Source organism: Rugamonas fusca (assembly GCF_014042365.1).
GTDB lineage: Bacteria > Pseudomonadota > Gammaproteobacteria > Burkholderiales > Burkholderiaceae_D > Rugamonas > Rugamonas fusca.
On the sequence record NZ_JACEZS010000004.1, the window covers coordinates 180,956 to 201,357 of the forward strand.

At 67.1% G+C, this 20,402-nt stretch carries 19 protein-coding genes, 2 tRNA genes and 1 pseudogene; 7 read left to right on the forward strand and 15 right to left on the reverse strand.

The genetic code is table 11. From position 1 onward, the window contains the following. Positions 1-11: 11 nt before the first annotated feature. The 5 genes and pseudogenes from H3H36_RS27315 to H3H36_RS07145 all read right to left on the reverse strand — a co-directional run bounded on the left by H3H36_RS27315 (position 12) and on the right by H3H36_RS07145 (position 4,332). On the reverse strand, positions 12-470 hold the full coding sequence (locus H3H36_RS27315) for a TonB-dependent receptor domain-containing protein (protein ID WP_182215701.1): 459 nt from the start codon (positions 468-470) through the stop codon (positions 12-14). Then, positions 352-2,181, reverse strand: coding sequence for a TonB-dependent receptor plug domain-containing protein (locus H3H36_RS07130; RefSeq protein ID WP_182215704.1), 1,830 nt, complete (start codon positions 2,179-2,181; stop codon positions 352-354). The genes H3H36_RS27315 and H3H36_RS07130 overlap by 119 nt, the downstream gene beginning before the upstream one ends. Before the next feature lie 135 nt (positions 2,182-2,316). After that, positions 2,317-2,586, reverse strand: a pseudogene (locus tag H3H36_RS07135) (M23 family metallopeptidase); the annotation flags it as partial. A 15-nt stretch (positions 2,587-2,601) separates the two neighbouring features. After that, positions 2,602-3,939, reverse strand: coding sequence for a M56 family metallopeptidase (locus H3H36_RS07140; RefSeq protein WP_182215706.1), 1,338 nt, complete (start codon positions 3,937-3,939; stop codon positions 2,602-2,604). A gap of 3 nt (positions 3,940-3,942) precedes the next feature. Further along, complete coding sequence (locus tag H3H36_RS07145; protein WP_182215709.1) at positions 3,943-4,332, reverse strand: BlaI/MecI/CopY family transcriptional regulator; 390 nt, start codon at positions 4,330-4,332, stop codon at positions 3,943-3,945. 336 nt (positions 4,333-4,668) lie between these two features. Between H3H36_RS07145 and trhA the strand changes: the two genes are divergently transcribed. The 7 genes from trhA (at position 4,669) to H3H36_RS07180 (ending at position 9,669) form a co-directional block, all read left to right on the forward strand. Beyond that, positions 4,669-5,286: a PAQR family membrane homeostasis protein TrhA gene (trhA, locus tag H3H36_RS07150; RefSeq protein WP_182215711.1), complete on the forward strand. Its 618-nt coding sequence runs from the start codon at positions 4,669-4,671 to the stop codon at positions 5,284-5,286. A gap of 39 nt (positions 5,287-5,325) precedes the next feature. Further along, positions 5,326-6,207 (forward strand): LysR family transcriptional regulator, encoded by an 882-nt coding sequence (locus tag H3H36_RS07155; protein ID WP_182215713.1) that lies wholly within the window; start codon positions 5,326-5,328, stop codon positions 6,205-6,207. Positions 6,208-6,386: 179 nt separating this feature from the next. After that, positions 6,387-6,548, forward strand: coding sequence for a hypothetical protein (locus tag H3H36_RS07160; protein ID WP_182215715.1), 162 nt, complete (start codon positions 6,387-6,389; stop codon positions 6,546-6,548). Between the two features lie 206 nt (positions 6,549-6,754). Next, on the forward strand, positions 6,755-7,135 hold the full coding sequence (locus H3H36_RS07165) for a LiaF transmembrane domain-containing protein (protein ID WP_229219782.1): 381 nt from the start codon (positions 6,755-6,757) through the stop codon (positions 7,133-7,135). A 3-nt stretch (positions 7,136-7,138) separates the two neighbouring features. Next, positions 7,139-7,852, forward strand: a complete 714-nt coding sequence (locus H3H36_RS07170) for a LiaI-LiaF-like domain-containing protein (protein WP_182215717.1) — start codon at positions 7,139-7,141, stop codon at positions 7,850-7,852. Between the two features lies 1 nt (position 7,853). Then, a complete protein-coding gene (locus H3H36_RS07175; protein WP_182215720.1) occupies positions 7,854-8,921 on the forward strand; it encodes a sensor histidine kinase in 1,068 nt (355 codons plus the stop codon). A gap of 4 nt (positions 8,922-8,925) precedes the next feature. Further along, positions 8,926-9,669, forward strand: coding sequence for a LytR/AlgR family response regulator transcription factor (locus H3H36_RS07180; protein ID WP_182215722.1), 744 nt, complete (start codon positions 8,926-8,928; stop codon positions 9,667-9,669). Here H3H36_RS07180 and H3H36_RS07185 read toward each other — a convergent pair. The 10 genes from H3H36_RS07185 to H3H36_RS07230 form a co-directional block, all read right to left on the reverse strand. Beyond that, a complete protein-coding gene (locus tag H3H36_RS07185; protein ID WP_229219783.1) occupies positions 9,662-11,974 on the reverse strand; it encodes an ATP-dependent DNA helicase in 2,313 nt (770 codons plus the stop codon). The two genes, H3H36_RS07180 and H3H36_RS07185, sit on opposite strands and share 8 nt — an antisense overlap. Before the next feature lie 2 nt (positions 11,975-11,976). Then, positions 11,977-13,617, reverse strand: coding sequence for a VRR-NUC domain-containing protein (locus H3H36_RS07190; protein ID WP_182215727.1), 1,641 nt, complete (start codon positions 13,615-13,617; stop codon positions 11,977-11,979). Positions 13,618-13,813: 196 nt separating this feature from the next. Next, on the reverse strand, positions 13,814-14,365 hold the full coding sequence (locus tag H3H36_RS07195; protein ID WP_182215729.1) for a phasin family protein: 552 nt from the start codon (positions 14,363-14,365) through the stop codon (positions 13,814-13,816). Positions 14,366-14,440: 75 nt separating this feature from the next. Beyond that, a complete protein-coding gene (locus tag H3H36_RS07200) occupies positions 14,441-14,689 on the reverse strand; it encodes a hypothetical protein (RefSeq protein WP_229219784.1) in 249 nt (82 codons plus the stop codon). Further along, complete coding sequence (locus H3H36_RS07205; RefSeq protein WP_229219785.1) at positions 14,686-15,843, reverse strand: GGDEF domain-containing protein; 1,158 nt, start codon at positions 15,841-15,843, stop codon at positions 14,686-14,688. The genes H3H36_RS07200 and H3H36_RS07205 overlap by 4 nt, the downstream gene beginning before the upstream one ends. A 4-nt stretch (positions 15,844-15,847) precedes the next feature. Further along, on the reverse strand, positions 15,848-18,037 hold the full coding sequence (locus tag H3H36_RS07210; protein ID WP_182215731.1) for an ATP-binding protein: 2,190 nt from the start codon (positions 18,035-18,037) through the stop codon (positions 15,848-15,850). A 179-nt stretch (positions 18,038-18,216) separates the two neighbouring features. Beyond that, positions 18,217-18,301 (reverse strand) — tRNA-Leu (locus H3H36_RS07215). Between the two features lie 186 nt (positions 18,302-18,487). Beyond that, positions 18,488-18,572: transfer RNA gene (locus H3H36_RS07220), tRNA-Leu, on the reverse strand. Positions 18,573-18,672: 100 nt separating this feature from the next. Next, complete coding sequence (locus H3H36_RS07225) at positions 18,673-19,242, reverse strand: hypothetical protein (RefSeq protein WP_182215733.1); 570 nt, start codon at positions 19,240-19,242, stop codon at positions 18,673-18,675. Positions 19,243-19,269: 27 nt separating this feature from the next. After that, positions 19,270-20,118 carry a hypothetical protein gene (locus H3H36_RS07230; RefSeq protein ID WP_182215735.1) on the reverse strand — a complete coding sequence of 283 codons (849 nt, stop codon included), beginning with the start codon at positions 20,116-20,118 and terminating at the stop codon, positions 19,270-19,272. Between the last annotated feature and the right edge of the window lie 284 nt (positions 20,119-20,402).

Below are 20,402 nucleotides of genomic sequence, written 5' to 3' on the forward strand. Positions count from 1 at the left end.
CGTGCGGCTGGCTAGAGGGCTTGCTCGAACGTGACGCGCAGCGCGGGCGCGGAGGGGCTGTGGACGACGCGGCGCTGGCCGCCGCTGGTGTCGGCGTAGCTGGCCGCCTCCAGTTCGGACGGTTGCAGCAGACCGCTGACGGCCACGCGCAGCCGCGCGTGGCGCCCCGCCTGCCATCGCGCGTACAGGTCGAGCTGGCGTGCGGCGGCACTGTCCGAACCGCGCTGCGCCGACAGCCGCACCGGGCCGCCGCCCTGCCATGTGACGCTGGCGCCCACCTCCCATGCGCCGCCGGGCAGGCGGTAGTCCAGCCCGGCGCTAGCGCTGTAGGGCGCTTGCGCGGCCAGGCGGTTATCGGGCCCCGGCACCTGCCGCACGGCCGACCAGTTGCGCGCGGCGTTGGCATGCAGGCGCGCATCGGGCGCGCCCGGCCACAGGGACGCGAGCGGCAGCGCCGCTTCCAGCTCCACGCCGTGCGCGCTGGCGTTGCCGTTGTTGACGGGGGGGGGCGATCCATGCGCCGCCGCTCTGGAACAGCTGCTCGGTGATCACGTCGCGGATGCGGCGCAGGTAGATGCCGGCGCTGAGCAGGGCGTCGCCGTCCAGGTAGTGTTCACAGGCCGCGTCCAGGCCCCAGGCCAGTTCCGGGCGCAGCGCCGGATTGCCTTGCGTGTCGGGATTGGTGGGCTGGTTGTCATTGTCCGTCGTGTAGCGGCGCGGCACCAGCTGGGCCAGCGTGGGCGCCTTGTAGCTGCGGCTGAGAGCCGCGCGCAGCACGTCCTTGCCGCCGAACTGGTAGCGTGACTGCAGCGAGGGGCTCCAGACGGCGGCGCCGCTGGTGAGCGGCGCCAGGCCGGCCGTGGCGCTGTCGCTGTCCAGGCGCTCGCGGCGCAGGCCCGCGTAGAGCGACCAGCGCGGCGAGATGGTCCATTCATCCTGCGCGTACACGGCCAGCCGGCGCACGGTGGCGCGGTAGGTCTGGTCGCCACCTGGCCGCGCCAGGCCAGCGCTGTCGACCAGCGTTTCGGTGCGGTACTCGGTGCGCGTGCCCGCGCTGCCATCCCAGCCCACGGCCAGCGCATGGCTGGCGCTGACGGGATGGCGCCAGGCGCCGGCGCTGGTGACGGTGGTCTCGGCCGGGCCCGAGGCCACCACATGGCTGGCGGCCGGCCGCGGCGCCAGCGCGCCATCGTCGTCGCGCAGGTAGCCGTCGTAGCGGAACATGGCGTCGCGGCGGCTGCTGCTGGCGCCCAGTTTCAGTTCCAGCGTGGCGTCATCGTCGAGCCGGTGCAGCCAAGCCAGATCGCTGCGCAGCACGCGCTGGCTGGCGTGGTAGCGCGCCACGCTGTCGGGGAAATCGCTGGGTGGCCCGAGCAGGGCCTGCTCGCTGGTGCCGTGGCGGTGGGCGATACGGCGCCACGTCAGGTAGCTTTGCCACGCCAGCGTGTCGCCGCCCGCCAGGCGCCAGTTCAGGCGCGGCGTGGCGGCCAGCGTGTCGTCGTCCTGCAGTTCTGTCTCGGCCGTGCGGCGCAGCACGGTGGCACGCTGCGCGCCATCGGTCCGGCCATCCTCGATGGTGTCGGGCGCGCTGGTGCGGGTGCGCGTGAGCGTGGCGGCGGCCGACCACGACAGCGCGCCGTCGCGGCCAGCCAGCTGCAGGGCGGCGCTGGGCGAGTCGCGTCCGCGCTGACGGGCGATGCCTGCGTTGAGGTCGCGCCGGTCACGGGTGGCCGATTTCTTCAGCACCACGTTGATGGTGCCGGCGATGGCCTGGTTGCTCAACTCGGCGGTGGCACCGCGCAGGATATCCACCCGCTCCACCAGCTCCGGGTCCAGCGCGTCGAGCGAGAAGCCGGCCGGCAGCGGCGCGCCATTGAGCAGGACCTGGGTGTAACCCTGGCCCAGGCCGCGCAGGCGGATGGTGTTGCCCTGGCCGGGGATGGTTTCCACGCTGAGGCCGGGCACGCGCTTGAGCGCGTCCGTCAGCGCATGGTCACCGCGGCGCAGCAAGGCGTCGTGGTCGATCGTGGTGGTGGCTGTGGTGTCGCGCTGGCGCTGTTCCGCCAGTGCGGCGTGGATCTGGACTTGCTGGACGCTGGCATCCTCGCCCGCGTGCGCGGAGGCGCACAGCACGGCGCATGGTGCAAGCAGGAGGTACGGTAACGAGCGGGGTAACGGCATGAACTGACCTTGTCGTGACGGGGCGACGCCGGACGACAGGCGGCCAGCGGCCGTCCCGCCGGTCCCGGTGGACGGCGATCGCGTTGAAAAATGGGGCGTGGCGGCGCCGGGCCTGACGCCGCCGTGGGCTGCGCGCTAGTGTCCCAGTTGCTGCTGCCGCACGCGCAGTGCGCGCGAGGTGGCCAACTGGTCCAGCCCGGCCAGCATGGTTTGCGGATCGATGCGCACGTCGCCGCGCCGCACTTCAACATGCAGGTGGGGGCCGGTGGCCAGGCCGCTGGCGCCCGATGCGCCCAGGATCTGGCCGGCGGCCACTTGCTGGCCCGCCTGGACGGCCGTGCCTTGCAAGTGTGCATACAGCGTGCGCAGGCCGCCATGGTCGATGATGACGGCGGTGCCGTAGCGGCCCTCGTTTTCGGCCTATGGTCCGGCGGCCAGCACGGTGCCTGCCGCCACCGCGTGCACTGGCGTACCGGGGGCCGCCACCAGGTCGATGCCATGGTGGATGGGCAGCGTGCCGCGCCGTACGCCGTAGAAACCCGTCACACGCATGTGCTCGAGCGGATAGCGCCAGGGTGCCGCCGCTTGCGCAGGGGCTGGCCTCCACGCTATTGGTGCCAGCGGCCGCGCCCCAGTGGCCGCCGGCATCGCCAACACCGGTTGCAGCAGGACGGGCACGGCCAGCACGGCGCCGAACAGCACGGCTAGCAGGCAGGCGCCCTGTGTTCCCAGCGCGGCCGGGATGGGCTGGCGGATCAGCCTGATCCTGGCGGCGACGCTGTGACCGTCCTCGCCACCGAAGGCCAGGGCCGCCGTCGGCAGGTTCTGTGCACGCAGCTGCCGCATCAGGGCCAAGGCGTATTGCTGGCGCTGGAATGACGGTCTGCCGGCCAGCACGCGCTGGTCGCAAGCCAGTTCCTGCGCCATCGCCAGCCGCGCCGACAGCCAGCGCAGGCCCGGCGCGAACCAGCACAGTGTGCGCAGCAGGGGCGCCACGGCCAGCCATGCCGGGTCGTGGCGGCGCCAGTGGGTGAATTCATGCTCGATGATCAGGTGCTGCTGGGCGGGTTCGAAGGTGCGCAGCTGGCGCGGCAGCAGCAGCATGGGCCGGCGCGCGCCCAGCAGCATGGGCGAAACAGGCGCCTCCGTTTCCAGCACGGCCAGCCCGCCGCGCCCCATCGCCGCCAGCTGTGCGGCATCGAAGGCGCCGTGGGCCTGCAAGGCCGCGTGGTCCAGGCGCCGGGCGCCAACCAGCAATGCGCGCCACAGGCGGCGGGCACGCGACAGGCGCCAGATGGCGCGCGCCAGGCCGGCCAGGTAGATGGCGCTCCAGGCGCACGCGAGCAGGTCGAACGCTTGCCAGACACTGGTCCGCAAATAGGCGGGGGCGCTGGCTCCGGCCGGATCGAGGTCCGCCGCCCGGGCCGGCGCCATAGCTGGTGCGCGCGCGGCCTGCATGTCGTGCGTGGTGTTGGCGGAAGTGGTGGTGACCGTCAGCGAGGGCGGGTGTGCTTGCTGCGCCGTTCCTGAGGGCGGGGTCAGCGCGGGCAGCAGGCTCAGTCGCGCCGGCCGCGGCGCCAGCGTGAGCATGAAGGTGGCGGCCACGATGCCGTGGGCCACCAGCCAGATGGCGCGGCGCGCCGCGATGGCGGGCAGGCGGCGCGCCAGCAGCGCCAGCGCCCCGCGCAGCAGCGCGCTGGCCAGCACGCAGGCGGCGCTGGCCAGCAGCAGCTTGTCAGTCCACAAATGCCACGCCATGGCTTACTCCTGCTCGTCCGTGGGCCAGTCCTGCAGCAGTTGCTCCAGTTCGGCCAGCTCGCGCTGGTCGACCAGTTTGCTGCCGGTGAACATGGTGACGGGCATGGGGCTGTCGAGCTCCATCACGCGGCGGCCAAAGTCGTGCGCGAAGGCGGCCAGGGTGGCCACCTTGTCCACGCTGGCGCTGTAGACGTGGATCCCGCCCGCGTCGTGCTGGCTGACGAGGTGCTTGTCGAGCATGCGCTCCAGCGTCTTGCGGGTGGACGAGAAGGACCAGGCCAGCTCCTGGGCCACTTGCAGGTGCAGTTCGCGCGCGCTCAGGGGCTGCCGCTTCCACAGGGCTTTGAGCAGGCACAGTTCACTGGCTGATGGGATGGGGGTGTCTGGTGGCATGTTGTCTAGTCAGCTAAGTGATTGATCTGGCAAGTGTGCGACAGTTGTCGCATTGTTGCCAAGCGGCATGTGACAATAGTCGCACACTGAAGCAAGGTGAAGATTCAATAATGTTTTCTCATTGTCGACAAATTTGTAACATTTCTTTTCGCCAACAAAATGCTGTGCTAGGATTGCGTTTTTACCAATGTTCGTCCTGGTATCGCGGCGGGTAGTGGCGGGCCACTAAAGCGGGCTACACCCTACGCCATGTCAAGGCGACGCGGCCGACCGTGGACTACAATGTCTGATGTCGCCGCGCGCCTTACGGCCCCAAGCCCGCATCGGAACCAGCTCATGTACTACGGAGAACGCTTCAACAGCATCACCCACACGGTGGGCGTCGCGCTGGCGGCCATAGGCGGCACGCTGCTGATCGCCATGGCGGTACGCGGCGGCGACCCGTGGAAGGTGGTCAGCTTCAGCATCTATGTGGCTTCGCTGGTGACGCTGTATCTGGCCTCGACCCTGTACCACAGCGTGCGCGGTCCGGCCAAGCAGTGGCTGCGCCGGCTCGACTACTGCGCCATCTACCTGCTGATCGCGGGCAGCTACACGCCGTTTACGCTGGTGAGCTTGCGCGGGCCGTGGGGCTGGTGGCTGTTCGGCGCCGTGTGGACGCTGGCCGCGATCGGCATCGTGCAGGAGCTGTGGTACGCGCGCGGGGCGCGGGTACTGTCGTTGCTGATCTACGTGCTGATGGGCTGGCTGAGCCTGATCGGCGCCCGGCCGCTGATCGCGGCGCTGGGCTGGAACGGTTTCCTGTGGCTGGCCGCTGGCGGCCTGCTGTACACGGGCGGCATTGGCTTTTATGCCACCGATCACAAGCTGCGCCATGGGCACGGCGTCTGGCACCTGTTCGTCCTTGGCGGCAGCATGTGTCATTTCGGCGCCGTGCTGCTGTATGTGGCGTGACGGTGGTTTGTTTCAATGACCTCACCACGCGGGACTATTTTGGATATCCATTCCGACGATTTGAAAACCTTCGTCGCCGTGATCGACAGCGGCACCCTGAGCGCCGCCTCGGTTCACCTGGGGCAGACCACCTCCGGCGTCAGCCGCGCGCTGTCGCGCCTCGAAGATAAACTGGCCACCTCGCTGCTCACGCGCACCACGCGCCGCATGGAGCTGACGGAGGAGGGGCAACTGTTCCTGCACAAGGCACGCAACATCCTGGCGGCCATGGAGGAGGCGGAGGAAGCGATCCGCATCCGCCAGCAGAAACCGGCCGGGCGATTGTGCGTGGACGCCGCCTCGCCGTTCATGCTCCATTGCGTGGTGCCGCACGTGGCGCAGTTTCGCGCCATGTACCCGGAGATCCGGCTGCAGTTGAGCAGCAACGACCAGATCGAAGACTTGATCGAGCAGCGCACCGACATCGCGATCCGGGTGGGCGCCGTGACGGACACGACGCTGCATGCCCATGCGCTCGGTTCCAGCCCGCTGTACCTGCTGGCCAGCCCGGCCTACCTGAACGCGCACGGCATTCCCGCTTCGCCGGAGGAACTGGCCGGCCACGTCTTGCTGGGCTATGCGCACGACGCGGTGGGCAACCACTGGCCGCTGCGCCACGCCGGCGGCAACAGCCTGGACATCACGCCCACCATGACGGCCACCAGCGGCGAGACCTTGCGCCAGCTGGCGCTGGCCGGCCAGGGCATCGCCTGCCTGGCCGAGTTCATGACCCGCGCCGACGTCGAGGCCGGGCGGCTGGTCAAGGTGCTGGTGGGCAGCTACACGGGCTACCGGCAGCAGATCCACGCCGTCTACTACCGCAACACCCAGCTGTCGCAGCGCATCCGCTGCTTCCTCGACTTCCTGCAGCAAAAACTGTGATGATGGCGCGCGCCACGGCGCGCAAGCCGTATGTGCGTGAGCGTACAGTGCGCGCGCGCGGCGCGGGCATATGATGACTTGCCTGGTGGGGCGATACCGACAAGGATCCAGCACCACCGGCGGGTTGGCCGGGCGCCCCGAGTCCCCGGCACCAACAACGCCACCCATGCGAGGGCATCATGGCACTATCCAACCACCCATCCAAATACCTCGTGCGCGCCTACCTGGTGCGCCGCTCGCGGGACGCCAAGCCACCACCCACGCCGCACGAGATCCGCCGCCAGCTTGGCTGGGGGCTGCGCCTGTGCGGCTGGCCATACGGGAGCGCCAGCCGGTCATGATGCGGCCAGCGCCGCTACCGGCTCCCTGTCTTCACCGCGCATCGACTGCGCATCCGCCGCCCATCCGCGGCGCCAGTTGTACCTCCCCGCCGCTTCGACACTAGCCTGCACCATTCACCGGCCGCCACCGGCCGTTGGCCGAATAGTGGTTTCGCGGCGGCGCGATCGCGCGTATCGTTACGCTCATTGAACCATCAGGAGCGTATATGGAAACCTTCATGCAACAGGATGGCGCACGCCGCATGCGCAAGCAACTGCTGGTGGGCGTGCTGCTGATCGTGGCCGGCACACTGGTGCTGCTGGACCGCGTGAACCTGCTTGACCTCGACCTCGACCTGGCGAGCATCTGGCACTACTGGCCCTGGCTGCTGGTGGTGCTTGGGATTAACAACATGCTGCCGCCCACCACGCCGCGTTTTTTCCTGAACGGCTTATGGAAGCTGTTCTTCGCCGGCTGGTGGTATGTCTCGTTCGAGCACGTGTGGGGACTCGATTTCAGCCAGACCTGGCCAGCGCTGCTGGTGGCGTGGGGCGTGGGCATCGTGCTGCAGCCGGCCTTGCGCAATTACTTCGTCCAGGGGGAATAGGCCATGCGCCCGCATCGCCACGCCCACGCAGGCTCGCAGATCGTCTTCGGCCTGTTCGTGATCGCCCTGGGCCTGCTGTTCCTGCTCGATAACCTGGGGTTGTTCAATTTCCGTTTTTCCCTGCACTTGCTGCCGATGTTGCTGGTGCTGTTTGGCGTGTTGAAGATCGTGCAAAGCCGCTCCCCCCAGGGATTGCTGGTGGGCGGGATACTGGTGGCGGCGGGTGTGCTGCTCACCCTGAAAAGCATGGGCCTGCTGGACGTGAGCTGGCGCATGCTGTGGCCCGTGCTGATGATAGGCGCCGGCGTGAGCGTCGTATTGCGCTCGATGGGCGGCCCGCGCCAGTCCGTGCTGGCCAAGGACGGCGTCCAGCCGGCCACGCCCGGTGACGACGCGGTGATCAACGTCACCACCGTCATGGGAGGCTACAAGCGCCGCCTCGCCAGCACGGCATTCCGGGGCGGCGAAGTGACGGTGGTGATGGCCGGTTGTGAACTTGACCTGCGCCAGTGCGGCCTGCAAGGCGATGCTGAACTGAACGTGTTCGCGCTGTTCGGCGGCATCCAGATCCAGGTGCCGCCCGACTGGACGGTGCTGATGTATGGCACGCCGGTGCTGGGCGGCTTCGAGGAACGCACCACCGTGCCGCCTGATACGGGCAAGCGGCTGATCGTCAAGGGCTACGCCATCATGGGTGGCGTGGAAGTGCGCAACTGACATGCAGGGCCTGTTCGCCAGCCGGCGCGGCGCGCTGGTCTACCTGGCCGTGTGGCTGACGCTGGGCCTGATGCTGGGCGCCGTGATCGCGCTGGCGGGCGCCGCGCCGCTGCCCAACGCGCTGCTGTTTGCCGTGCCGCTGAACCTGCTGTATGCGTTTGTGGCGGCCTATTCCGCGTATTACCTGTGCCGCGCCTATCCGCTGGGGCGGGGCCGCCCGTGGTCGATACTGTCCGTGCTGGCCGTGGCGGCGGCCGTGGCCGGCCTGCTGTGGCTGGGTGTGGCGCAGTTGTGGAACGCGCTGTGCCTGCTGCCTGCCGTATCCTGGGCTGGCATCACCATCGGGCCGCAGCTGGCGGCGCTGGTGGTGGCGCTGGGCATGCTGCTGTATGGCCTGGCGACAGCGATACACTACCTCGTGATCGAATTCGTGCGGGCCCAGACGGCCGAGCAGGGCGCGCTGGCGGCGCGGCTGGCGGCGCAGGAGGCGGAGCTGCGCATGCTGCGCACCCAGATCGATCCGCACTTCCTGTTCAACAGCCTCAATTCCATCAGTGCCCTCAGTACGCAAGACCCGCCGGCCGCGCGCAGCATGACGCTGGAACTGGCCAGCTTCTTTCGGCACAGCCTGGGCATGGATGCGCAGCGCAAGGTGGCGCTGGAACGGGAGCTGGCGCTGGTACGGCACTTCCTGGCCATCGAGCGGCGGCGTTTTGGCGATCGCCTGGCCGTGCGCGAGGACATCGCGCCGGATGCGGCGTGCTGCCTGGTGCCGCCCATGATCGTGCAGCCGCTGGTGGAGAACGCCGTCAAGCACGGCATCGGCCAGTTGCCCGAAGGTGGCATGATCGTGCTGACGGCGCGGCGGGCCGGCTCGCTGCTGCGGATACGGGTCGAGAACGGCGTCGATCCCGGCCTGCCGGCCGCGCGCGGCACTGGCATCGGCCTGGCCAATGTGCGCCAGCGCCTGGCCGGCCTGTATGGGCACGAGGCCAGCATCCACTGGTCGCGCCGGCACGACACCTTTGGCGTGGAGCTGTCCATGCCGGCCGAAACGAAGGGAGACTGACCGCATGCGCATCATCATCGTGGACGACGAAGCACTGGCGCGCGCCGTGGTGCGCGAATACCTGGCCGCCCATGCGGACGCCGACATCGTGGCCGAATGCGCAAATGGCTTCGACGCCGTCAAGGCCATCATGGAACTGGCGCCGGACCTGGTGTTCCTCGATATCCAGATGCCCCGGCTGGATGGCTTCGAAGTGGCCGAACTGACGGCCGGCAGGACGCGCTTCATCTTCGCCACCGCCTACGACCAGTATGCGATCCGCGCGTTCGAATTCCACGCGCTCGATTACCTGCTCAAGCCCTTCAGCCAGCAGCGCTTCGACCAGGCCCTCGCGCACGCGCGCGCAAGCCTGGGAGTGGGCGCCGATGATGGCGCGGGCGAGGCCGTGGCCCGCATGGCGCGCGCGGCCGTGGCGCGCCAGCAGCCGCTGGAGCGGGTGCTGATACGCGATGGCGCCAAGGTGCACGTGGTCGCCTGCGAGCAGATCGACAGCATCGAGGCGCAGGACGATTACGTGCAAATCCGCTCGGACGGCAGGAACTACCTGAAGAACCAGAGCCTGACCGAATTCGAACAGCAACTGCCGCCGCGGCTGTTCGTGCGCATCCACCGCTCCTACATCGTCAATATCGAACGCATCAGCCGCATCGAGCCGGCCACGCGCGGCAGCCACGTGGCCATCCTGCGCGACGGCAGCCGGATTCCCGTCAGCCGCAGCGGCTACCAGAAGATCCGGGCCGTCATGTGATGGCGGCCGGCGGCGCAGCCCGTTCGATGTGCCACCAGCCGGGCAGCAGGGCCTGGATTTCCGGCCGGCCGAAGCGGTCGTCGATCAGGAATACGGTGCCCTGGTCGGTCTGGGTGCGGATCACGCGGCCGGCCGCCTGCACCACCTTCTGGATGCCGGGGTACAGATAGGTGTAGTCGTAGCCGGCGCCGAAGGTGGCCTGCATGCGCTCGCGTATTTGCTCGTTGACGGGATTAATCTGCGGCAGGCCCAACGTGGCGATGAAGGCGCCGATCAGGCGCGCGCCCGGCAAATCGACCCCCTCGCCAAAGGCGCCACCGAGCACGGCGAAGCCGATGCCCGCGCTGTCGGGCGTGAAGCGCGCCAGGAACTGCGCCCGTTCCGCCTCGTCCATGCGGCGCGCCTGGCGCCACTGGGGCACGTCCGGGTAGCGTTCGGCGAACAGCGTGGCCGCCTGCTCCATGTAGTCGAAGCTGCTGAAGAAGGCCAGGTAGTTGCCGGGCTGGCGCCGGTACTGGGCTTCCATCAGCGCCGCGATGGGCGCCAGCGACTGGCGCCGGTGCTGGTAGCGGGTGGAGATGTGGCCTGCTACCTGCACCGACAACTGCTCGGCCGCGAACGGCGATTCCACGTCCACCCAGGCCGTGGTGGCGGGCATGCCCAGCGTGTCGCTGAAGTAGTTCCAGGGGCTGAGCGTGGCCGAGAACAGGGCCACGGCATGGGCCGCCTCGAAGCGCGGCTTGAGGAAGGGCGCCGGGACAATGTTGCGGATGCAGAGCACGGAATTGCTGTGGCTCGCACTGCGCCCGGCCGGGACGCCCTGGTCAATGTCGAACAGCGAATGGTCGCCGTAAGTGTCGGCCAGCCGTGTGAACTGCAGCACGTCGAAGTAGAACGCCTGCAGTTCCGGGTCCACGTGGCCGGGATGGTCGGCCAGGTAGTCGGAGATGGCGCCGGCCGCGCCTTGCAGGGCCGCCATGAATTTGTCCGGCAGGGCGGGGTAGGCCTGATAGTCGTCCTGCTGTTCCTTTTCCAGCGCGTTCCACTGGCGGTGCACGCGGTCCAGCGGCTTTTTCAATTCCGCCGGCGCGAACTTGCGCAGCATGCGCAGGGCCGCGTGTTCCAGTTCGGCCGAATACATGGACCGGGCGCGCGACACCATGTTGTGCGCTTCGTCCACCAGCACGTTGACCTTCCAGTCGTGCATCTGGGTGAGGCCGTGCAGCATGGCGCCGGCGTCGAAGTAGTAGTTGTAGTCGCCCACCACCAGGTCGGCCCAGCGCGCCATTTCCGTGCCCAGGTAGTAGGGGCAGACCTGATGCGCCAGGCCCACTTCGCGCAGCGCGGCCCGGTCCAGCGTGGCCACTTGCAGCGCGGCGGCGCGGGCGGCGGGCAGGCGGTCGTAGAAGCCGCGCGCCAGCGGGCACGATTCGCCATGGCAGGCCAGTTCGGGATGCTCGCAGGCCGTGTTGCGGGCCGCCAGTTCCAGCGTGCGCAGCGGCAGCAGCGGCGCGCCGCGGCGCAGCACGGCCACCGCATCCAGCGCCATCTGGCGTCCCGGCGTTTTCGCGGCCAGGAAGAACACCTTGTCCAATCCATGTTCGGCGCTGGCCTTGAGCATGGGGAACAGGCTGCCGACGGTCTTGCCGATGCCGGTTGGCGCTTGCGCCAGCAGGCAGCAGGCGCGGTTGCTGGCCTTGTACATGGCTTCGGCCAGCTGGCGCTGGCCGGGACGGAACGTGGCGTGCGGGAAGGGCATGGCCTTGAGCTGGGCGTCGCGTTCGGCCCGGTGCGCCAGCTCCTGCTGTGCCCACTGCAGGAACTGGCTGCACTGCTGCTCGAAATAGTCGCGCAGCGCGGCGGCCGTGAGTTCCTCGTGCAGCATGGTTTCCTTCTGGCTGGCGATGTCGAAATAGACCAACGCCAGGCGCACCTGTTCCATTCCTCGTGCGCTGCACAGCAGGTGGCCGTAGATTTTGAGCTGGGCCCAGTGCAGCTGGCGATGGTTGTCCGGCATGCGTGACAGGTCGCCACGATAGGTCTTCACTTCCTCCAGCTGGCGGCGGGCCGGGTCGTAGCCGTCCGCGCGGCCGCGCACGTGCAGCGGGCCGTAGTCGCCCGACAGCGGCAGCTCGCGCTCGTAATCGTCGTCGCGGCGCCCGGCCACCACGGCGTGGCCGGCGATGCCTTCCTGTGCCGTGGGCGCGGGCGTGAAGCGCAGGTCAAGGTCGCCCGCCTTGGCCGTGAACTCGCACAGCGCGCGCACGGCGACCGTGTAGCGGCGCTCGTCCCGCGTGCCCGTCATGTTCACTGTGCCCATTGCAGGTAGCACACTGCGACCGGCATGTCATGCGCGGCGCAGTAATCGATCCAGCGCTGCTGGCTGTCCTGCAGGCGGTCACCCGGGCCTTTGACTTCGATCATCGCGTAGCGCCGCTCGGCGGGGAAGAACTGGATCAGGTCGGGGAAGCCGCTGCGGTTGGCCTTGACGTCCTGCAGGATCCGTTCGAAGGCGTGCCGCAGGTGCAGGGGCGGAATGCAATCGAGCGCCAGTGCCAGCAATTGTTCGTCCAGCGCTTCCCAGAACACGAACGGCGACTGGACGCCATATTTGGCATCGAAATTGCGCAGGATGGTGGCGCGGTAGCCGCCATCGTCGAGCTGCGCCAGGCAGGCTGCGAACTGGGGCGCGCGGCGGCGCTGGAAGTCGGCGCTGTGCAGGTCGGCCGGGCCCCGGTGGAACGGGTGGAAGAAGGCGCCGGGGATGGCGCTGAACACGGCGTCCCAGCACAGCAGGCCGAACAGGGAGTTGATCAGCGCGTTCTCCACGTAGTAGACGGGCGCGTCGTCGCGCGTGAGGTGATCGCGCACCACCAGCTCCACGTAGCCCGGTTGGTCCGGCGGCGGCAGGCTCAGGTCGATACGCTCAGGCTGGACGGGGGCGGTGGCGGCCGGCCTGGCCTGGCCCAGGCTGCGCGCCAGCCGTGGCGCCATGCGCAGCAGTTGCAGGCGTTCGGCCTCGCTTTCCGGCTGCGCCCACGCCGTTTGCAGCAGCGCGTAGGCCGCCTCGTGGCGACCATCCTTTTCCAGCACGCGGATCGCGCGCGCGCGGGCGCCGGGGTAGGCGCAGTCGGCGTACAGCGCGTGGGCGGCGGCCCAGTCCTGCTGCTTTTCGAGCTGCTGGGCGAACTGGAACAGCAGCTTGTCGCGCCGGCTGCGCAGCCATTCGTTGTCCGGCGCGCAGGGCGGCAGGTCGGCCAGCACGTCGGCGATAGCGTCGCCGGCCTGGAAGCGTTCGCGGCACTGGTGCAACTGCAGGTAATTGTCGATGTCGTGCCGGGTGCGAAAGCCGCGCGCGGCCGGCGAGAACGCCACTTTCTCGTACTGGTAGATGCCCAGGTCCGACAGCACGAATTCAGTCCAGTCCTGGTGGTAGTTACCGAAGAAGATCAGGCGCAGCCGGTCGCACAGGGACTGGGTGACGATGTGGTAGACCTGGTCGCCCGCGTCTGGATACCAGGCCGAGAAACGGTGGGCCCCGTCGTGGCGCGGGCGCAGCGCTTCCAGCTGTTCCGCCTTGCGCAGCGTCTTTTCCTGCGGCGACAGCTGGAACAGACGGCCGATTTCCGGCTTTTGCAGCAGCTCGAACAACTGGTCCAGCGTGAGCACGGGATCGGCGGTGATCCAGCCCTGGTCGGCCAGCGGCGCGGCGGCGGCCATGCTGTTGCCGATTTCCGCGTAGCTCAGCTTGCTGGCGCGGAATAGCTCACCCTTGCGCATCACCATGCGCACGAACAGGGCGCGGGCCGTCTGGGGCAGGGCGGGAAAACCGTGGATGAAGGCGCGCTCGTCGGCCGTCAGCAGGTCGTCGTAGCGTTCGCCTATACAGTTCAGGACGAGATGGAAGTTGTCCAGATAGTAAAACGGGTTTTCCAGGACTTTGATCATTGCGGCGGGCGGACGGCGGGATAACTGTATCTATGTACAGTCTATCGCGTCCGGCGCCGCTTGCCCAGCACATTCGTGCCGGGCGGACGGGCTTAGCGGCCGCTTCAACAAGCCCGTGGCTTCGTTGTGGCGGCTCGCCGTGCAGGCGCACTGTCTCCGCCGCCACGGCTCGCCACGGTCATGTTGAACCGGCCTTTTACTTTTTGGCCTTGGCGGTGCCCTGTTCCACCATGGCCGAAGCCTTGGCGATCTGGGCTTCGACGGCCGCCACGGCTTCCTTGGTGGCCTTGGTCACCTGCTCGTAGCCGGCGAAGGCGTTGTCGATGGCCGTCTTGACGATCTGCACCGCGTTCTCCGAGCCGGGACGCACGTTCTTGGTCACGTCGTAGATCAGCGCGCTCAGGTTGCTCTTGGCTTCGGCCACGTGGGCGTCGGCCGCGCGCGTGAATTCCTCGCGGATCTCGGCGATGATGTCGCCCAGTTGCTGGTTGTAGGCGGCCGCGCCGGCCATGCCCGGCTGCACGTGGGCGGCGGCCAGTTCCATGGCGGCCTTGGCGTCCTGCGCCTGGCTCATGGCCTTGCCGGCGGCCAGGCTGTCTTCCACGTTCGACTTGGCGGTGGCCATGTTGAGCGCCACCACCTGTTCCACACCCTGCACGGCCTTGCTGGTCAGGGCGTTGAAGGTTTCAAGCTGAAATTCAAACAGGGTTTTGGTGGCGTTGGCAAATTGTTCGGGATTCGTAAACATAGGTTCTCCTCGTGGTGATGGGATGTGGCTATCGTTCGCTTGAAACCTGTCCTGCTCAATTATCGTTGCTCCCCATTATTTAGCAAGCATGGGCTTTTCGCAACGGCTATCGCGGTAGGGGCCGCCGGCGCGCTCCCAGCCCGGCCCCAAGGGCCACTGCGAACAGCTGGTGCTGCCATCGACCTTGCTGCGCCATTTGAACCACGGCGCGGGGGCCGCGCGCAGGGTGGCGCTGGCCAGCAGCAGTGCCACCAGCAACGCCGCCAGCGGGCCGGCGCGCAACGGCGCGGATGTCGTGCGGTTCATGGGGTTCATGGGGTTCATGGTAGTTGCAGGGCGCATACCTGGTTGCGGCCGCCTTCCTTGGCCGCGTACAGCAGTTGATCGGCCGTGGCGATCATGGTTTGCTGGGCCACGATGCTGTCGGGCTCGGAAAAATCGATGCTGGCCACGCCAAAGCTGGCCGTGGCCCGGATCAGGTGCTCGCCATGGGCGATGGGGTTCGATGCCAGCGCCTGGCGCAGCCGCTCGGCCAGTTGCACGCCGCCGCGCAAGTCCGTCTCCGGCAGGATCAGCAGGAATTCCTCGCCGCCATAGCGCACCACGCTGTCGATGCTGTCGCGCGTCATGGCCTGCATCAGGCCGGCGAAGGCGACCAGCACGGCGTCGCCGCCGTGGTGGCCGAAGCTGTCGTTGACGGTCTTGAAGTGGTCGAGGTCGCACATGATGACGGTCAGGCTCAGGCGGTAGCGCTGGGCGCGCGACAGTTCCGTTTCCAGCAATTGGTCGTGCAGGTGGCGCCGGTTGTAGCAGCCGGTGAGCGGGTCGCGCACGGACAGGTTCTTGAGCACGGTCTGGGCCCGGAATTCGTCGCGCCACAGCAACTGGTAGCGGCGCGCGGCCACGTAGCCGAACACATTGGCCAGCGCCAGCAGGGTGGCCATGGTGGCCAGCTCCACTTCGCGCATGGTGCCCAGCAGCCGCGCCAGGAGGACGAAGCCGATGGTGGCCGTGACGGCCACGGCCAGCGCATAGACCAGTCGGTTCGGAATGTAAATGTAGAGCACGATGATCAGGATGGCCATCGAGATCGCATGCAGCGAGAATTCGGACGAGCGCCACGCCGCGATCAGCAGGAAGCCCGCGCATGCGGCCACTTCCGTGACGGTGGCCACGATGCGGGCCATGGCCAGCGAACGGGGGAAGCGGCGCAGCAGCAGCAGGCTGGTGAGGGCGATGGCCACCACCAGCAGCCGCGCGCCCACCAGCAGCGCGCTGTGGGTGGTGTAGCCCATCCAGATCACGTCGGTGATGGCGAACGCGAGATAGAAGAAGGAGCAGAACAGGAACGTGACGCGCAACTGGGCCTGGGTGTCGGCCAGGTGGTGCAGCTGGAAGTTGCGCTCGGCGACGGGGTTGCGAAATTCGCTGCGCAGGGGCGCCATGTCCAGCGCCAGGGGGGCATTGGTGGTCCGCATCGTGTCAGCGCGGGGCCACGGCCGGCAGCAGCAGCGTGAAGCAGCTGCCCTGGCCTTCCGTGCTGGCCGCTTCGATACGCCCGCCCAGCACGCCGGTGACGATGTTGTGGGTGATGTACAGCCCGAGCCCGCTGCTGCCATGGCCCAGGCGCGTGGTGTAGAACGGGTCGTAGATGCGCGCCAGCGCGGCCGGTGCGATACCGGCGCCATTGTCGGCCAGCGTCAGCTCCACTTCGCCGGCGGCCGTGGGCCTGGCCCGGATCGTGATGGTGCCGGCCGTGCGGTCGTCGAAGCCGTGCAGCACGCAGTTGTCGAACAAATGGGTCAGCGCCTGGTCCAGCGGGCCGGGGTAGCTGTCCAGTTCCAGGTTGGGCGCGATGTCCTCGATCACGGTCAGGTCGCAGCCCTTGACGGCCGCCTGCAGCGGCAGCACCAGCTCCGTCACCAGTTGGTCGAGCAGGAAGCGGCGCCGCTGCGAGCTGGCCGCGTCCACGGCGATGCGCTTGAAGCTGTCGACCAGGCCGGCCGCGCGCGTGAGGTTGCGCACCACCACCTCGTCCGCTTCCGTCGCTTGCGCCAGGAAGCTCTCCAGCGTCGAGCGGCGCAAGCCGCCTTCCACGTCCTGGCGCAGTGCGCGCAGGCGCTCGCTCATGGTGGTGGCCACGACCAGGCTGTTGCCTATCGGTGTGTTCAGCTCATGCGCCACGCCGGCCACCAGCGTGCCCAGCGCGGCCAGCTTGTCGCGCCGGACCAGTTCGTCCTGGGTCATGCTCAGGTTGTCGAGCGCCGTGCTCAGTTCATCATTGGCCATTTCCGCCTGTTCCTTGGCCTTGCGCAGTTCGGCCGTGCGGGCCGCCACCTGTTCCTCCAGCCGTTCCTGGTGGCGCGCCAGTTCTTCCTCGCGCCGGGCGCGCACGATGGCGATGCCGGCCAGGTGGGTGGCCACGTTGATCAGGCGCTGGTCGGCCGCGGCCGGCGAGCGCACTTCGCGGTAATACATGGCGAACGAACCGAGCACCTGGTCGCCATCGAGCAGGATGGGAATCGACCAGCAGGCCCGCAAGCCGTAGGGCGCGGCCAGGTGCTTGTACGGGGCCCACAGCGGATCGAGCTCGATGTCGGACACGATCACCGTCTCCTTGCGGAACATGGCCGTGCCGCAGGAACCGACGCCGGGGCCGATGGCCACGCCATCGAGCTTGTGCAGGTAGTCGGCCGGCAGGCTGGGGCCGGAGGCCGGCCGCATGCTGCGGCCGTCCGGCTGCAGCAGCATCACGGAGCACAGTACGCCGTCGGCCTGGGATTCGATCAGCAGCATCAGCTGGTCCAGCGTCGCCTGCAGGGGGGCGCCGCCGGCCACCATTTCCAGCAGCTTGTTTTGGCCTTCGCGCAGCGCCTCGGCGCGCTTGCGCAAGGTGACGTCGACCAGCCGGATGTGCATCAGGCGCCGGCCCGGCACCTCCAGCGCCACCATGCGCAGCTCGCAGTCGATGGGGCGGCCGCTGCCGTGGCTGAAGCGCGCTTCGAACACGCGGATATCGCCGGCTGCCACCATGGCCATGTGTTCGGCCAGGCGGTCGGCCGAACTGCTTCCATCGGGCTGTTCGGGCGGGCACAGGGCCAGCAGGCTAGATTGCAGCAGGGTGCTTTCCGTGCGGCCCAGCATCTGGCAGGTGCTGCGGTTCACGTTGATCAGGCGGTTCTGCTCCAGGTCCAGCAGCAGTACGGCGTCCGGCGAACCGGCCAGCAGGGTGTGGTAATTGATCTCGAGGTCGTCCAGCCGCGACGCCGGCGGCGTGGCGGCTTGCGTGCCCAGCAGGGCCACGATCTGCTCGGTCAGCGCGCCCGCCTGGAACGGCAACGCCAGGTAGCGGCTGGCGCCGGCCGCCGTGGCGCGCGCGCGCTCGTCCTCGCTCGGCGTGGCCGACAGCAGAAACACGGGCGCATGGACGCGCGTACCCTGGCTGAGGCGCTGGCACAGTTCGAAGCTGGCGCTGCCGGCCAGCGTCACATCGAGCAGCACCAGGGCGATGCCGCCCAGGCTGGCGGCGTTGAGCGCGCTGTCGCCCTTGCTGACCGATTGCAGCTGCAATCCATGCTGGGACAGCAGGCGCTGCAATTCAGACAAGTCCGGCGCCGAACTGGTGGCAATCAGTACGGTGTGCGGCTGGCCGGAAGGGGGCAACTGGGTCATTGGTTGGACGGGTCCTTGCACTCGGGTAATGCAAGTGTAGTACAAGATGGGGAGGGGCAGGGTGGTTCCCGGTGGCGGCGCGTCAATTTAGGCCGACGTGGCGCGCGCGGTGTGGCGTGGAAATGAAAAAAGCCGCGAACTGGTGAAAGTTCGCGGCTTTTTTGCGGTATCCGGTAGAGTGGTGCCCACGGAGGGACTCGAACCCCCACACCTTGCGGCACATGGACCTGAACCATGCGCGTCTACCAATTCCGCCACGTGGGCACTGTTACTGCTTGCTACTGCCTGTCGCTGCATGTGCTGCAACAGAGGCACGCATCTTAATGGACACATCGGCGTCCGTCAATAGCGATTTGCGATTTACTGGTGAATTTGACGCGCATGGCGGGCCGCCATGAAAAAAGCCGCGGACTCGTGAAAGTCCGCGGCTTTTTCGCGTATCCGGTAGAGTGGTGCCCACGGAGGGACTCGAACCCCCACACCTTGCGGCACATGGACCTGAACCATGCGCGTCTACCAATTCCGCCACGTGGGCACTGCGTTTTACTCTTTCTCTGCCGCGTGTTCTGCAGCAGAGGCAGCATAATGCAGCATGCGGGACGTGGCGTCAAGAGCGGCGTTCGATTTTCCGCTGCTTATTTATCGCGCCCGAACCGATGGGTGCTGGCCAGCGTGGCCCATCCTAATAACAGCAGCGGTAGCGTGGGTGGGAGAGGTAAGTTGGCAGGTGTTGGCGGCGAGGAGGCGACCGTCACTGTGGCGGAATAGGGGGCAAAGGTGTCTTCCGCTGCAACTAAGAAATTCCCGCCAGCGTTAGGATCATTGTCAAAGAAGCTCGCGCTCAATTCGAACAAGCCTGCATTGACAAAGTCGCCGGGGGCGTCGGCATCCCATGTTAGCTGGAATAGACCGGAATCATCCGTAATGAACGTCTCGGTGACAGTGCTGTTGGGCGCGATGACGGGGAAGTCGAACAGCGATAGTGGTGAGCCATGAGTGAATGGGTCGCTGTTTATAGCGGTCGTGACCAGATATTCATTGGAGCGGTTCGTAATCGAATATCCCCAGCCTACACTTGTTCCTGCGAGCCCGGATTGTGCTCCGTTAGCGGGAAGCAGGTCGAAGCTGACAAGCGGGGTTGCCTGCGCGAGGCTCATATAAAGCACTGCGCAGATGGCGGCAAATAGGTGGCGAAATTTGCACATGGCTGGTTCCTTCTGACGAGATGTTGGTCAATTTTTGGGATAAAAGACTTGCGCCGAGGAGAACGCGAGATTCGCCTCGCTGGCCGTGGTAAGCGTGCCGCTCTCAGTAATGGAGAGTTTCGTCACGGTCGTCGGAACGAGCAACGTCAACTGTAATGTGGTTGTGGCCCCTGCGCTGAGGTCGGTGATGGCCGCAGGCAGGCTGGGGCTGGCGACGCTGACGGTGCCCGTTCCCCCAAGTGTGCGGCAAATCAGGTGTGCTACGCTGATGTGTTGAGCGGTGCCGCCGCCCGCATTGCTGATCTGTATCGAGAGTTGCCATCTGCCGGGGGCGATTTGAGTGGCGCTTGCCAATTTCGCGACCAAGCGCGGAACGCCGTTTGCGAGCAATTGGCCGGAAGTGGCGGTAGCGTCGCTAAATATTGCCGTCCAGTGCGCGTTGAGGTATTGAGGATTGGGGTGTGCCACGATAACGCCAAACCCTGCATTGACCTGGCCAGGCTGGATATCCGCGCGTCCGTCGTTGCGCCATTCGATTTCAATATAGGGGCTCTCTTCCGTAGTGATCACAGTCGGTGACCACCCTAGGGGGGACATGGTGTTGCCTTCAGGAATGGTGCTATCGGCAGTCCATCCTAAGGGATAAGTGTTGAGTTCTGATGTGCCATGGTAATAATCGGCGCCAATCGCGATCGCGACGATGGGGTGGGCACTCTTGTTGGTCACTTTGTACAGGTATTGGGCGGTGCCGTCCTGCCGCAATACTTGGCTGGCCAGCACAGTGACTGGCGCAGGTTCGCTTTCCGCGCCAGAGAGTCCAGGCCACAAACTACTTAACAGGAATATGGCCGGCAATAAGAAATTGACTCGTTTCATGATGGGCTTACTTACTTATTGATGTACATAGTGGACGGGGGCGGGCGGCGGGACGTTGCGATAGAAGCAGGCCGTGACGTGTGAACTCGCGGCTTACCTCGCCACGGAGTTCCTTGCATTCCGCGCCTCGCTTATCGCGCAGTAACCTCCATTTGTCCCATGCTTCTCGTAGATGCAGAGTATGGTGTATCCCAATGCCCTATGTTGGTGTGCGCGTCGTTTGTGTGTGGCTTCAAATCGTAGGCCGGTACGGTGCGCGTACCCCGCGTTTTGACGGTTCCGGA

Coding starts and splice junctions, on each gene's coding strand:
- H3H36_RS07130 (WP_182215704.1), bottom strand. CDS start 2,181: ATGCCGTTACCCCGCTCGTTACCGTACCTCCTGCTTGCACCATGCGCC.
- H3H36_RS07140 (WP_182215706.1), bottom strand. CDS start 3,939: ATGGCGTGGCATTTGTGGACTGACAAGCTGCTGCTGGCCAGCGCCGCC.
- H3H36_RS07145 (WP_182215709.1), bottom strand. CDS start 4,332: ATGCCACCAGACACCCCCATCCCATCAGCCAGTGAACTGTGCCTGCTC.
- trhA (WP_182215711.1), top strand. CDS start 4,669: ATGTACTACGGAGAACGCTTCAACAGCATCACCCACACGGTGGGCGTC.
- H3H36_RS07160 (WP_182215715.1), top strand. CDS start 6,387: ATGGCACTATCCAACCACCCATCCAAATACCTCGTGCGCGCCTACCTG.
- H3H36_RS07165 (WP_229219782.1), top strand. CDS start 6,755: ATGGAAACCTTCATGCAACAGGATGGCGCACGCCGCATGCGCAAGCAA.
- H3H36_RS07170 (WP_182215717.1), top strand. CDS start 7,139: ATGCGCCCGCATCGCCACGCCCACGCAGGCTCGCAGATCGTCTTCGGC.
- H3H36_RS07175 (WP_182215720.1), top strand. CDS start 7,854: ATGCAGGGCCTGTTCGCCAGCCGGCGCGGCGCGCTGGTCTACCTGGCC.
- H3H36_RS07180 (WP_182215722.1), top strand. CDS start 8,926: ATGCGCATCATCATCGTGGACGACGAAGCACTGGCGCGCGCCGTGGTG.
- H3H36_RS07185 (WP_229219783.1), bottom strand. CDS start 11,974: ATGACGGGCACGCGGGACGAGCGCCGCTACACGGTCGCCGTGCGCGCG.
- H3H36_RS07190 (WP_182215727.1), bottom strand. CDS start 13,617: ATGATCAAAGTCCTGGAAAACCCGTTTTACTATCTGGACAACTTCCAT.
- H3H36_RS07195 (WP_182215729.1), bottom strand. CDS start 14,365: ATGTTTACGAATCCCGAACAATTTGCCAACGCCACCAAAACCCTGTTT.
- H3H36_RS07200 (WP_229219784.1), bottom strand. CDS start 14,689: ATGAACCCCATGAACCCCATGAACCGCACGACATCCGCGCCGTTGCGC.
- H3H36_RS07205 (WP_229219785.1), bottom strand. CDS start 15,843: ATGCGGACCACCAATGCCCCCCTGGCGCTGGACATGGCGCCCCTGCGC.
- H3H36_RS07210 (WP_182215731.1), bottom strand. CDS start 18,037: ATGACCCAGTTGCCCCCTTCCGGCCAGCCGCACACCGTACTGATTGCC.
- H3H36_RS07225 (WP_182215733.1), bottom strand. CDS start 19,242: ATGTGCAAATTTCGCCACCTATTTGCCGCCATCTGCGCAGTGCTTTAT.
- H3H36_RS07230 (WP_182215735.1), bottom strand. CDS start 20,118: ATGAAACGAGTCAATTTCTTATTGCCGGCCATATTCCTGTTAAGTAGT.